Source organism: Citrobacter sp. CRE-46, from assembly GCF_059615875.1.
Map to the genome: position 1 here is coordinate 2,279,512 of NZ_CM184341.1, position 13,515 is coordinate 2,293,026.

Below are 13,515 nucleotides of genomic sequence, written 5' to 3' on the forward strand. Positions count from 1 at the left end.
CTGATTGTGGTACGACCAGTTAGGCCGTCCATTTTTCAGCGTAGTCAACGTTAGCAAAAGCGCCAGTCAAAACGTGCGTTATCCTGTAAAGAGTTTGCCATCCCGGACAAGATCGCGTGGATAGCTATTTTTCAATCGCGATCCAATACGCTTTGCCAGGCCGATCGGCTGATGCTGGAACGTAACCAACACGTCGTCAGTTGTGGGTGAAGTTTGCGGGTAAACATCTCTACCGCGATACCACTCTTCCGCTTCGGCAAGGCTCAGTTCGAACGCATGGCTGTGGCCTGGATCGGCGAGGGCAATGACGGCTTCATGCTGCCAACGATACCCTTTGTTGTGGGTCTCAGCCAGTTTAACCCCTAGGCGGGAAAAACGAACTTTGCCAATCAGGGGTTCAATCTCTGTCGGAAATAACCAGATTTCTTTATCGCGCTGCCACAGGCGCAAATTATCTGCCCATTGTAATCCGCAGGCGTTAGCGGCCTGGGCAACAAGCGCGGATTCACGTCCTTTCAGCGGGCTGAACGGGAAGTCACCCACTTTATATTTCGGTGAGGGTAGCGCAGGAATGGCGGCCGTTTTGCGCAAACGCGCGACGAAGAAACCTTCACAATCGTAGATCTGCGGGAACACATGCAGGAATCCTTCCGGCGTCAGGGCGCGTTCAGCCTCCGGGAATAAATCGCCCAGCGGTAAAAATTCAACGGCATCCGGGTAGGTTTCAATCAACCACTGCATAATGGCTTCGTTTTCGTCACGGTTCAGCGTACAGGTTGAATAAACCAATGTGCCGCCGGGACGCAGAGCGTGAAATGCGCTGTCGAGGAGCTCACGCTGGGTTGCGGCAATTTCCAGATTACTTTCTATGGACCAGTTTTTCAGCGCATCGGGATCTTTACGTACCACACCTTCGCCGGAACATGGAGCATCCAGCAAGATGGCATCGAATGTTTCTGGTAATGCCGCGCCGAATACCCGCCCGTCAAAATGGGTCAGGGCGACATTGTTGATACCGCAACGGCTGATATTAGCATGCAGGACTTTGACGCGACTGGCGGAAAACTCATTCGCCAGAATCACGCCCTGATTATTCATTTTGGCGGCAATTTGCGTGGTTTTGGAGCCGGGAGCTGCCGCGACATCCATTACGCGTTCCGGGGTATTGCCATCGGCAAACAGCGCGGCGACTGGCAACATTGAGCTGGCTTCCTGAATATAAAACAGGCCGCTTAAATGTTCTGCGGTGCTGCCGAGCGGCAGTGACGTTTCATCATCGCGTTCAATCCAGAAGCCTTCAGCACACCATGGAACAGGGGTGAGCGACCAGTTATATGGCGCTGTCAGAGTGAGGAAATCGGCAACAGAGATTTTCAGCGTATTGACGCGGATGCTACGGCGCAGCGGACGCTGGCAGGCAGCGAGAAAATCATCGAATGAGAGCGTGGAAGGCATTGCTTCACGCATTTGTGTCAGAAAGGCGTCGGGAAAATAAGCCACTTGGTACCACCGGCAAAAAAACAGGTGCGCAGTGTAGCATAAGTGCTCCGGCGCGAGTACGCCGGAGCAAAGGGAGAGGTTATCGTGGCAGGGCGGTTCCCCATTCACGCCACTCTTTCGGTTCGCTTTCCTGCAACAGGAAGTGCTTACCAGCCTGTGCTTTCGGGGCCAGTGGCGTACCCGGCGGGGTTGCAAAGGCGATCCCACCGCGAATGAACTGATTAAAGGTACCGGTCTTCACGACGCCGCCGGTCAGGCCGAAGTCGAGACTGTAGCCGGATGCCAGCCAGAATACAGAGTTGTTACGCACCAGATGCTGATAGCGCTGGCTGATGCGCATAGCGATCATCACGCGATCGGAAAGGGAGCCGAGCGTCAACCCGGTGACGGTCCCCACCTCAATACCTCTGAACAGAACTGGCGTACCGATGTTTAATGAACCCGCTTCCGGTGCTTCCACCACAATACTCAGACCATCGAGGTAACGAGAGTCGGTGATAGTAGCTTCCTGCAGCTCAAAATCACGGCGCGGGTTACCGCGGCCAGGTTCAACGTTGATATACGGCTGTAAGATGGTATCTAAATGCTCCACGCCGGCTGCTGATATTTGCGGGGTAATCACGGAGAAGCGTGTGCCGCTACGCGCAAAGGTCTGTACGTACTCCGGATACAGTACCGCTTTGGCCTGAACTTCGTTACGGGCAGTGATCAGCTCAAGCGTCTGGATCTGGCCAATATCGATTCCCAGATAGCGAATCGGCATCCCGGCCGCCAGTTTACCGGCATCGAAAGCGTGCAGGGTTATCTGGCCGCCCACCGCACGGGCAGCGGTTTCTGACGCATACAGAATCCGCTTGTCGCCTTTGCGTTGGCTGGCGCTGGCGCCGCTCAGGTTATCGAAGCTTATTGCGCCTTTAATCGCTCGCGACAGGGGAGAAGCCTGAACGGTTAAACCGCTGCCGTTAAGCTGAACCTTGGCGCCGCCCTCGGCCCAGAATACGCTGTTGCTGGTCAGCAGGTTGCGATATTCCGGTTTGATATGCAGATCGATATCAAACGCATCGGCGCGTGGACGAACGCTAATCACTTCACCGACTTCGAATTTACGATACAACACCACCGAACCGGCCTGCACATCGGGCAGCGTCTCGGCACTCAGGCTGACCGTGGTGGTTGGCAGATCGCTCAGGCTGTTCTCAATCGCTTTTTCTAGGTTGGCATACAGCGGGTAGCTTTTTTTCATTTCACCTTTTGTACCAGGCAAAATACGAATGCCGCCGCTGATCCACTCACTGGCGCTGGCGCCAAGAAACTCCACGCCATCAAGCCCAACTTTGACATCGACTCGACTGTTGACCACAAACTTACTGTCGCCTTGCACCAGCGCGCGATGCTGCGGTTCGATGGCGACGGTAAACGAAACGCCTTTGCTGGAGAGCGTGCGCTCAATCACCTGACCGACCTGTACGCCGTGAAGAATCAGCGGTTGGCCGGCATCAATACCGTAACTTTCCGGCGCGGTCAGCGTTAGCGTCATGACGCCCGGATCGTGTAACAATGATTGCTCCGCAGGAATCACCGCAAACTGGTTACGCGGCTCGCCCTCGCCAGGTATCAGTTCGAATGTTTTGCCCGTCAGCAGCGAACTGAGATTCGCATCGCTTAACGATAATTTAGGGCTGTGTAATTCAATACGCGTGTTGTCGCGCAATAGCGTGACGACGCTGGGATCGACCGTCATCTCGCCGGTGACTTTCCCGCCCGGATTTAAATCCAGTTTGGTCAGTTGACCGACTTCCAATCCTTGATACATCAGCGAAGTTGAACCTGCTTTCAGTCCGTCGCCGCTGGGTAAGTCGAGCTTAACGATCACGCCGCGCTGGCTGTGCGCGAGATCCTGATACAAACCAAACGTGTCGTCGGCAACGGCGGGTTGCGAATCTTCCGGTGAGTCAAAGGCAATGGCGCCATTTACCAGCGCAGCCAGACTCTCCAGTTTCACTTTGGCGCCGCTGAGGCTGACATCTGCGTCAACCCCTGATACGTTCCAGAAACGACTGCCTTTTTTCACCAGATTGGTAAAGCGACGTTCAATCAGCACGTCGATGGTTACGCCCTGATTATTTGGGTTAATGGTGTAGTCATAGACCCGACCTACCGGGATTTTGCGGAAATAAACTAGCGAGCCGCTATTAAGCGAACCGAGGTCGGGGGCCCGCAGGTGCAGCATCAAATCGCCGTTGTTCAGACGGTATTTCGGCTGCGTATCAAGCGCGACGAAATGATCCTCTGGCTCGCCGGTTCCGGGCATCATGCCGATATAGTTGCCGCCAACTAACGCATCCAGGCCGGAAACCCCCGCCAGCGACGCTTTCGGTGTGACCAGCCAGAACTGGGTATCTTTGCGCAGTGCATCTTTCATATTTGATTTGATGCTGACGCGGACTTCAATTTTACGCAGGTCTTTGCTGAGGTTGATGTCCTGCACCGTGCCCACTTCGACGCCCTGATAGCGAACAGGGGTACGGCCAGGCACAATGCCGTCCGCCGACATAAAGTCAATGGTTACGGTATTACCGCGATCTTCATAGCTTCCCCAGATAAGCCATCCTGCAATCATCAATGCGATGAACGGCAGCAGCCAGAACGGGGAGATACGACGTTTTGTTTTAATCTGCGCTTCAGTCTGCGAAGCGGGCGTTTCCTGACTCATGTGCATCCCAAAGTAAGCGGCTGTCCAGCCATTCCACTGCAAGAATAGTCAATATTACCGCTGCGCCGAAATAAAACGCAGCCGGTCCCATAGTAAAAGCAAGTATCTGATCGCGATTAATCAGCGACATGGTTAAAGCGATAACAAAAAGATCCAGCATTGACCAGCGACCAATCCAGGTCACTATGCGCAGTAGTTTGATGCGGGTACGCAATCCTTGCTCACATTTAAAATGAATGCTGATGAGCAACGTAAACATCACAATCACTTTGGTGAATGGCACCAGAATACTGGCAATAAACACGATCGCCGCCACGCCGATATTACTGTTCGCCAGAGACAGTATGCCTGACATGATCGTGTCTTCCTGCCGGGAGCCATTGACATAAATAATCGAGATAGGCAGGAGGTTAGCAGGCAGCAGCAGGACAATCGAGGCCAGCAGAGCAGCCCAACATTTTTGAATACTTTGATTTCTGCGCCAGCGCAACGGTATGTGGCAACGAGGGCAGCGGCCGCGGGCGTCCGGATACCCTGTAAAGTGGCAACCAAGGCAAACGCGAAGCTTTTCATCGGGCCGACGAGCAGGCCTTTGTGGGTAAAAACGGTCCCAAAGCTGTTCTACGTTGAGGTGCGATAACGTCAAAATACTGAGGATCACCAGCGCAATAAAAGCAAACAGTCCCACCCCAGGTTGCAAATAAGCATAGTCCTGAACTTTAATTGACGCGACGCCGATACCCACAAGATAGATATCGAGCATCACCCACTCTTTGAGCCTTTCCAGCATCAGTAGCACCGGACGCAGGTTCATCCCGAGAATATTACCAAACCACAGATAAGCGATTGAGGTAACGAGAATAATCGGCGCGCCCGCAACGCAAAATAGCACGAAAGATGCGGTGAGTGGGTCACCCTGGCGGGTCATTTGCCAGATACCCTGCATCACATTGGCGTCAATGCGTACACCGAGCAAAAAAATATGTAACAGCGGCTCTCCCCAGGCGAAGGGCATCAGCAGCAACATGGTGACAGCCATTGCTGCCAGCCGCGTTAAGGACCAGTCGCGTCCGTCACGGATTTTTGCCTGACAGCGTGGGCAGAATGCGCTTTGGTGCGAGCGCATTTTAGGCAAGCTAAATATCAGGTCGCATTCAGGACAACGATGATAATGTGCACGCGGTAGTGCCTCGCCGATAGACCTGATGGCTATTTTTTTAGTTGGCGTGATGCGTGATGTCGTAAGGGCCATGTATCGCGTATCAAAATGTTGAAGTAATGTTATCTTAACTCATGACGGGAATGATCTTGAGCATTAACGTATTTAATGTTTATTTTAGTAGGCTGCAGTTTTAAGTAAGACAACTAAGTGATTACATAATGAACAAATCAGAGCTATACACGGATCTGAACCGTGATTTTCAGGCATTAATGGCAGGTGAAACCAGTTTTCTGGCAACGCTGGCAAATACCAGCGCATTGTTGTACGAGCGTCTGGCACAAGTAAACTGGGCCGGTTTTTACCTGCTTGAGGGCGAGACTCTGGTACTTGGCCCTTTCCAGGGCAAAATTGCCTGTGTGCGGATCCCGGTAGGGCGTGGTGTATGCGGAACCGCGGTGGCGCGCAATCAGGTGCAGCGTATTGAAGACGTGCACGCGTTTGACGGGCACATCGCATGCGATGCCGCCAGCAACGCGGAAATCGTTCTGCCTGTCACCGTTGAAAATCAGATAATCGGCGTGCTGGATATTGATAGTACTGCGTTTGGTCGCTTCACTGAAGAAGACGAACAGGGGCTGCGTACGCTTGTGGCACAGCTTGAAACCGTGCTTGCAACGACGGATTACAAAAAATTCTTTGCGAGCGTCGCAGGATAATCAACGGATAACGTAGCAATTACTGATGACGTCATTATAATGTCGCCTGTTCATGCCTGCGCTTGTTGGCTACGTCCGTTGTAATCAGGAAATTTCATGGAAAATCAACCTAAGTTGAATAGCAGTAAAGAAGTCATCGCGTTTCTGGCCGAACGCTTCCCGCAGTGTTTTAGTGCTGAAGGCGAAGCGCGCCCACTGAAAATTGGCATTTTTCAGGATTTGGTAGAGCGTGTTGAGGGCGAAATGAACCTCAGCAAGACACAGCTCCGTTCTGCCTTACGTCTCTATACTTCAAGCTGGCGCTATCTGTATGGCGTTAAATTGGGCGCAACGCGTGTTGATCTCGACGGCAACCCATGTGGTGAGTTGGATGAGCAACATGTTGAACATGCTCGCAAACAGCTGGAAGAAGCTAAAGCTCGCGTTCAGGCGCAACGTGCAGAGCAACAGGCGAAAAAACGCGAAGCGGCCGCTGCTGCCGGAGAAAAAGAAGACGCACCGCGTCGCGAGCGTAAGCCGCGTCCTGCTCCGCGTCGTAAAGAAGGGGCTGAACGTAAACCTCGCGCTGAAAAACCAGCAGCAAAAGCACCGCGTGCTCCTCGTGAAGAACAGCATACCCCGGTATCTGATATTTCAGTGCTGACGGTAGGGCAGTCCTTGAAGGTGAAAGCAGGTAATAATGCGATGGATGCCACCGTGTTAGAAATCACCAAAGATGGCGTCCGTGTACAGCTGAATTCGGGTATGTCTTTGATTGTACGCGCAGAACACCTGGTGTTCTGAAACGGAGGCCAGGCCTGGCATGAACACTTTTTTTAGGCTTACTGCGTTAGCTGGTCTGCTTGCATTAGCAGGCCAGGCACTTGCTGTAGAAGACATCACGCGTGCCGATCAAATCCCCGTTTTAAAGGAAGAAACCCAGCATGCGACGGTGAGTGAACGTGTAACTTCACGTTTTACACGTTCACACTATCGCCAGTTCGATCTGGATCAGGCGTTTTCGGCAAAAATTTTTGATCGCTATCTGAATCTGCTCGACTACAGCCATAACGTGCTGTTGGCGAGCGATATCGAACAGTATGCAAAAAAGAAAACTGTCCTCGGCGATGAACTGCGCACGGGGAAGCTGGATGTCTTTTACGATCTTTATAATCTGGCGCAAAAACGCCGATTTGAACGATATCAGTACGCGCTAGGCGTGCTGGCGCGTCCAATGGATTTTACCGGGACTGACACCTTTAACCTCGACCGGAGCAAAGCTCCGTGGCCGAAGAGCGAAGCAGAGCTCAATGCGCTGTGGGACGGCAAAGTAAAATTTGACGAACTCAGCCTGAAGCTGACCGGTAAAACCGATGCGGAAATTCGCGAAACGCTGACACGTCGCTATAAATTTGCCATTCGCCGCCTGGCGCAGACGAACAGTGAAGATGTGTTCTCACTGGCGATGACGGCTTTTGCTCGTGAAATAGACCCGCATACTAACTATCTTTCTCCGCGCAACACAGAACAGTTTAATACTGAAATGAGCTTGTCTCTGGAAGGTATTGGCGCAGTTCTGCAAATGGATGATGACTACACCGTCATTAACTCCATGGTGGCAGGCGGCCCGGCAGCCAAGAGCAAAGCGATAAGCGTTGGCGACCGTATTGTCGGCGTGGGCCAGACCGGAAAAGGCATGGTCGATGTGATTGGCTGGCGTCTGGATGATGTTGTGGCGCTGATCAAAGGACCTAAAGGCAGCAAAGTTCGCCTCGAAATCCTGCCTGCTGGTAAAGGCACCAAGACGCGCATTGTCACGCTAACGCGTGAACGCATTCGTCTCGAAGACCGCGCTGTTAAAATGTCTGTGAAAACCGTTGGCAAAGAAAAGGTCGGCGTACTGGATATTCCTGGTTTCTATGTTGGCCTGACGGATGACGTAAAAGTTCAACTGCAGAAACTGGAAAAACAGAATGTCAGCAGCGTGATTATCGATCTGCGTACTAACGGTGGTGGCGCACTGACCGAAGCGGTCTCGCTTTCTGGTCTGTTCATTCCTTCCGGCCCGGTGGTTCAGGTTCGTGACAATAACGGCAAAGTGCGTGAAGACAGCGATACCGACGGTGTTGTGTATTACAAAGGTCCGCTGGTGGTGTTAGTCGATCGCTTCAGTGCCTCGGCATCGGAAATTTTTGCCGCGGCAATGCAGGATTATGGCCGTGCGCTGATCGTCGGTGAACCGACCTTTGGGAAGGGCACCGTACAGCAGTATCGTTCTCTGAACCGTATTTACGATCAGATGCTGCGTCCGGAATGGCCAGCACTGGGTTCCGTTCAGTACACGATCCAGAAATTCTACCGTGTAAATGGTGGCAGTACGCAGCGTAAGGGCGTTACGCCGGATATCATCATGCCGACAGGTAATGAAGAAACTGAAACCGGTGAGAAGTTTGAAGATAACGCGCTGCCGTGGGATAGCATTGATGCGGCAACCTATACAAAGTCTGATAACCTTACGCCATTTGGACCTGAATTGCTAAAAGAGCACAATGCACGTATTGCGAACGATCCTGAGTTCCAGTACATCATGAAGGACATTGCGCGATTTAATGCGATGAAGGATAAGCGCAGCATTGCTTCTCTGAATTACGCTCAGCGTGAGAAAGAGAATAACGAAGATGATGCACTGCGTCTGGCGCGCATCAACGATCGGTTTAAGCGTGAAGGCAAACCGTTGTTGAAGAAACTGGACGATCTGCCGAAAGATTACCAGGAGCCGGATCCGTATCTGGATGAAACGGTAAAAATAGCGCTCGACCTGGCGCATCTTGAAAAAGAGAAGCCAGCGGAACAGCCCGCAACCAGTCAATAACCTCCAACAGGCACAAGAAATTGTGCCTGTTTTTTTAACAACCGCATGAAGACGTCAGTCTGATACGATAAAATGTAAAGTTGTGTCTTTCTGGTGACTTAGCACCTATGGATGCTTGAAAATAGCCATAAGACCCATACGATATGGGTAATCGCATAGTGCGTTTTGTTAAATTGAGGTTAAAAGAAAATTATGATGCGAATCGCGCTCTTCCTGCTGACGAACCTGGCTGTGATGGTCGTTTTCGGGCTGGTATTGAGCCTGACAGGGATTCAGTCAAGCAGCGTTCAAGGCTTGTTGATCATGGCACTGCTGTTTGGTTTTGGTGGTTCCTTCATTTCGCTGCTGATGTCCAAATGGATGGCGTTAAAGTCCGTTGGCGGGGAAGTGATCGAACAGCCCCGTAATGAAAGAGAACGCTGGCTGATGAATACGGTAGCGAATCAGGCCCGTCAGGCTGGTATCGCTATGCCGCAGGTTGCAATCTACCATGCGCCAGATATTAACGCGTTTGCTACCGGTGCGCGCCGGGATGCTTCGCTGGTTGCTGTGAGTACTGGCCTGTTGCAAAACATGAGCCCGGACGAAGCCGAAGCAGTTATCGCGCACGAGATCAGCCACATTGCCAATGGCGATATGGTGACCATGACCCTCATTCAGGGGGTGGTCAACACCTTCGTTATCTTTATCTCCCGTATTCTGGCGCAAATTGCCGCCGGATTTATGGGCGGTAACCGCGATGAGGGCGAGGGCAGCAACGGTAACCCATTAATCTACTTTGCGGTGGCGACGGTGCTGGAACTGGTGTTTGGTATTCTGGCCAGCATTATTACCATGTGGTTCTCACGCCACCGTGAATTCCATGCGGATGCCGGTTCTGCCAAACTGGTCGGCCGTGAGAAGATGATTGCCGCGTTGCAGCGTCTGAAAACCAGCTATGAACCGCAGGAAGCAACCAGCATGATGGCGTTCTGCATCAACGGTAAATCTAAATCGTTGAGTGAGCTGTTTATGACTCACCCGCCGTTGGATAAGCGTATTGAAGCGCTGCGTAGTGGGGAATACCTGAAGTAACCCGAAGAAGTCTGGAAGAAAAAGCGCGTCGTCAGACGCGCTTTTTTTATGCCTGAACGCGCGGCTGCGTGATACGTAAGCCGCTCACTATGGCGGCAGCCGTTGCCAGTACACCCGCAGTTATCAGCGACATATGTGTTCCGCTGTCACCAAACTGATTGAGCATTAACGCCACCAGTGCCGCGCCGGTACTTTGCCCTAACAAGCGCGCAGTCCCCAGCATCCCGCTCGCCCCGCCGCTGCGTTCACGCGGTGCGGAGGTGATGATGGTGTGGTTATTCGGTGACTGAAATAGACCAAAACCCGCGCCGCACAATATCATCGGCCAGATGATATTAATATCGGAGGGCGCAGAGGGAAGTAACACCAGGGCAAATAATCCGCTTGCCATCACGGCCATACCCAGTGCACCTAACAGGCCCGCGTGGACGCGTTCGATAAGATATCCGGCCAGCGGCGCCATCACCATGGTTGCCAGCGGCCATGGGGTCAATAGCAGGCCCGTTTCGACTTCGCTACGACCGAGCACGGTTTGAAGAAAGAAGGGCAGAGAAACCATCGCCAGCATTTGCGCGCTAAATGAACAGATTGACGTGCAAATCGAGAGTGAAAACAGCGGAATGCGCAGCAGGTCAACCGGTAATAACGGTACCGGCAACGCCAACTGGCGGCGGATAAAGAAAAAACCGACCACGATAAGCGCCACAAGCTCGGTGCCAATCAATTTTAGCGACTGCCCTTGCGCAAACCCACTGAGCGCGGTAATTAACAGGCCAAACGTTAAGGCATTCATTACCGCACTCGGCAGGTCAAAGCGTGGTTTATTGCTGCGGGACGAATTAGGTGGCAAAAAGCGCATAGCCAGCAGCAGGGCAATTATTCCCAGCGGGACGTTAATCAGAAACAGCCATTTCCATGACGAGATAGAGAGGATCGCCGCGGCAATGGTGGGGCCTGCCGCTGAGGATACCGCCACGATGAAGGAGTTAATTCCCATCCCCCGACCAAGCTGACGCTGGGGATAAATAAGTCTAATTAATGCTGTATTTACACTCATCAGCGCCGCGCCGCCAAACCCCTGAGCCACGCGGGCCAGAGTTAACATTTGTAGCGAGTCTGATAAAGCACAGAACAGCGAGGCAAGCAGGAATACGACGAGACCACATTTATAAATGCGTCGATAGCCAAACATATCACCCAAAAATGAGAGTGACAGCAGTGAAACGACAATGGCGATTTGATAGGCGTTAACGATCCAGATTGAACTGGCGGGTGACGCCTGAAGGTCGGTAGCAATCGTCGGAAGTGCGACGTTAGCTATTGCGCCGTCGAGTACTGCCATAGAGATGCCAATAACAATGGTTAAAATTGCACCATATCGCTGGGGCAATGGCAGGCCATCAGCCTGAATTTTTTCCATAAGGGGTCATTTTATCGGGAATTATGATGAGAATAATAATCTTAGCATTGATATACAGGCGTTAGGTCGCAGATTTGTAACTAAGTAAGCAAAGAGCGATTGCGAGGGCAGGTCCGTGAAATTATAATAAAAACCGGTTCTGATTTTTATAAAACACTCGTAATGAGGTGATAAATGGCAATCGCAGATCTGGATAAACAACCTGATTCTGTATCTTCCGTGCTGAAAGTTTTTGGCATCCTGCAGGCGCTGGGTGAAGAGCGCGAAATTGGTATTACCGAGCTGTCGCAACGCGTCATGATGTCGAAAAGCACCGTTTATCGCTTTTTGCAGACCATGAAAACGCTGGGTTATGTGGCACAAGAAGGGGAGTCAGAGAAATACTCCCTGACCCTGAAATTATTCGAACTGGGTGCGCGCGCGTTACAAAACGTTGATCTGATCCGTAGTGCTGACATCCAGATGCGTGAACTTTCACGTTTGACCAAAGAGACCGTACACCTTGGTGCGCTGGATGAAGACAGCATCGTCTACATTCATAAAATCGACTCCATGTACAATCTGCGTATGTATTCCCGCGTCGGTCGTCGTAACCCATTGTACAGCACGGCTATCGGTAAAGTTCTTCTGGCATGGCGTGACCGCGATGAAGTGAAGGAAATTCTTGACGGCATCGAGTATAAACGCAGCACCGACCGTACTATCACAAATACTGATGAATTGCTGGTATTGTTAGATAAAGTACGTGAACAGGGATACGGCGAAGATAACGAAGAGCAGGAAGAAGGCCTGCGCTGCATCGGTGTTCCAGTGTTTGACCGTTTTGGCGTGGTGATTGCGGGTTTGAGTATCTCATTCCCGACGCTGCGCTTTTCCGAAGAGCGTTTACACGAATATGTGGCGATGCTGCATACGGCAGCGCGTAAGATTTCTGAACAAATGGGCTATAACGACTATCCGTTCTAATCCGCAGCAATAGCGCTAAGTGTAAAACCCCAGGTATTGCGTACCTGGGGTTTTTTAATGAATAAAATTAACGCTGTTTTGCGCAAATAGCATTGAGAATGTATTGCTTCTATCTTAACCGTTATCGATAACGACAGTACTTTTCCGCAATACAGGGCAATCTGAAAGGCCAATAAGGCCGCTGTTTGAGTGGACATATTGTGCGGTGCTGGTCCCGCGAGCGGTCAGATATTGGCATTGCAGACCCAGACCGGCCGCATTCTCTTTACTCCCAATCAAAATGCCATAGCCGCTGAGTAATAAACCGATCCAAACCAGAGCTAACAACACAATAGCGCGGATAATCAGACGCATTACAACCTCTTATCTTTTCTCGTTATTAGTAGATTAGCCTGTACACGGGATGAAACAAGTCAATCATTCCTAAAAAGATGGAATGCCGTTACAGTTAACGCTGGGTTTAGGTAACGCATGATAATTTATAGTCATAAGATGTAGAGTTGAAGAGTGGAGCTGGAGTGAAAAAAATACGCTGGGTGGTACTGATTGTTATCGTGCTGGTATGCATATTGATGTGGGCGCAGGTGTTTAACATCATGTGCGATCAGGACGTACAATTTTTCAGCGGTATTTGTGCCATCAATAAATTTATTCCCTGGTAAGCGCATTTTTACAACAGTTGATTACCTTCTTGTGCGGCAGTGGTAAACTACGCTGTCTACATTGAGGTGGTGAAATGAACGAAGTTTTGAATTCTGGCGCGTTAAGTTTTGCGTCTTTAGCGGTATCGGTGGTGGTTTTGGTTGTTGGGCTTGTGTTGTGGTTTTTCGTCAATCGGGCAAGTTCGCGTACTAACGAGCAGATAGAACTGCTTGAAGCATTGTTAGACCAGCAAAAAAGACAGAACGCATTGCTCCGTCGCCTTTGTGAAGCTAACGAACCAGAAAAAGCGGCAGAACCTGCAGCGGTTGCTGCGAAGGATGAAGATGACGACATCATCCGCCTGGTAGCTGAGCGCTAAAAACAGTATGGCAGGGTGAAGGTCTGCTGATGCGGTTCGCAGATACCTCATCCTGTCGTCAACATGTCAGATCATTTTCTTCTGCTCTCGCC

General features: G+C 51.3%; 12 protein-coding genes. 7 read left to right on the forward strand and 5 right to left on the reverse strand.

The window, feature by feature from the left end:
• Positions 1–78: 78 nt before the first annotated feature.
• From rsmF to yebS, 3 genes are all read right to left on the reverse strand, one after another.
• Entirely contained in the window at positions 79–1,467 is a 1,389-nt protein-coding gene (gene rsmF / locus AC534G_RS10930) for a 16S rRNA (cytosine(1407)-C(5))-methyltransferase RsmF (protein WP_199981278.1), read from the reverse strand.
• Between the two features lie 112 nt (positions 1,468–1,579).
• Positions 1,580–4,213 carry a PqiB family protein gene (locus AC534G_RS10935; protein ID WP_038641305.1) on the reverse strand — a complete coding sequence of 878 codons (2,634 nt, stop codon included), beginning with the start codon at positions 4,211–4,213 and terminating at the stop codon, positions 1,580–1,582.
• Complete coding sequence (gene yebS, locus AC534G_RS10940; RefSeq protein WP_038641303.1) at positions 4,182–5,465, reverse strand: membrane integrity lipid transport subunit YebS; 1,284 nt, start codon at positions 5,463–5,465, stop codon at positions 4,182–4,184. The genes AC534G_RS10935 and yebS overlap by 32 nt, the downstream gene beginning before the upstream one ends.
• 128 nt (positions 5,466–5,593) lie before the next feature.
• On the opposite strand from yebS, the gene AC534G_RS10945 reads away from it, so the two are divergent.
• From AC534G_RS10945 to htpX, 4 genes are all read left to right on the forward strand, one after another.
• Positions 5,594–6,091: a GAF domain-containing protein gene (locus AC534G_RS10945; RefSeq protein WP_038641301.1), complete on the forward strand. Its 498-nt coding sequence runs from the start codon at positions 5,594–5,596 to the stop codon at positions 6,089–6,091.
• A 96-nt stretch (positions 6,092–6,187) separates the two neighbouring features.
• The gene (gene proQ / locus AC534G_RS10950; protein ID WP_003833781.1) at positions 6,188–6,874 is read left to right on the forward strand and encodes an RNA chaperone ProQ; all 687 of its coding nucleotides are present in this window, start codon (positions 6,188–6,190) and stop codon (positions 6,872–6,874) included.
• 19 nt (positions 6,875–6,893) lie between these two features.
• Complete coding sequence (gene prc / locus AC534G_RS10955) at positions 6,894–8,942, forward strand: carboxy terminal-processing peptidase (protein WP_110497842.1); 2,049 nt, start codon at positions 6,894–6,896, stop codon at positions 8,940–8,942.
• A 192-nt stretch (positions 8,943–9,134) separates the two neighbouring features.
• A complete protein-coding gene (gene htpX / locus AC534G_RS10960; RefSeq protein ID WP_003034964.1) occupies positions 9,135–10,016 on the forward strand; it encodes a protease HtpX in 882 nt (293 codons plus the stop codon).
• 46 nt (positions 10,017–10,062) lie between these two features.
• Here the strand turns inward: htpX and AC534G_RS10965 are convergent, their stop codons facing one another.
• Positions 10,063–11,436 (reverse strand): MFS transporter, encoded by a 1,374-nt coding sequence (locus AC534G_RS10965; protein ID WP_038641296.1) that lies wholly within the window; start codon positions 11,434–11,436, stop codon positions 10,063–10,065.
• 174 nt (positions 11,437–11,610) lie between these two features.
• On the opposite strand from AC534G_RS10965, the gene kdgR reads away from it, so the two are divergent.
• Positions 11,611–12,402, forward strand: a complete 792-nt coding sequence (gene kdgR / locus AC534G_RS10970) for a DNA-binding transcriptional regulator KdgR (protein WP_006684175.1) — start codon at positions 11,611–11,613, stop codon at positions 12,400–12,402.
• Between the two features lie 114 nt (positions 12,403–12,516).
• Here kdgR and AC534G_RS10975 read toward each other — a convergent pair whose 3' ends face one another.
• Positions 12,517–12,756 carry a YobH family protein gene (locus tag AC534G_RS10975; protein ID WP_038641292.1) on the reverse strand — a complete coding sequence of 80 codons (240 nt, stop codon included), beginning with the start codon at positions 12,754–12,756 and terminating at the stop codon, positions 12,517–12,519.
• Positions 12,757–12,920: 164 nt separating this feature from the next.
• Between AC534G_RS10975 and mgrB the strand changes: the two genes are divergently transcribed.
• Together mgrB and AC534G_RS10985 are read left to right on the forward strand one after the other, a co-directional pair.
• Entirely contained in the window at positions 12,921–13,064 is a 144-nt protein-coding gene (mgrB, locus tag AC534G_RS10980) for a PhoP/PhoQ regulatory lipoprotein MgrB (RefSeq protein ID WP_038641290.1), read from the forward strand.
• Positions 13,065–13,138: 74 nt separating this feature from the next.
• Positions 13,139–13,423: a YebO family protein gene (locus AC534G_RS10985; RefSeq protein WP_038641288.1), complete on the forward strand. Its 285-nt coding sequence runs from the start codon at positions 13,139–13,141 to the stop codon at positions 13,421–13,423.
• Positions 13,424–13,515: the final 92 nt, after the last annotated feature.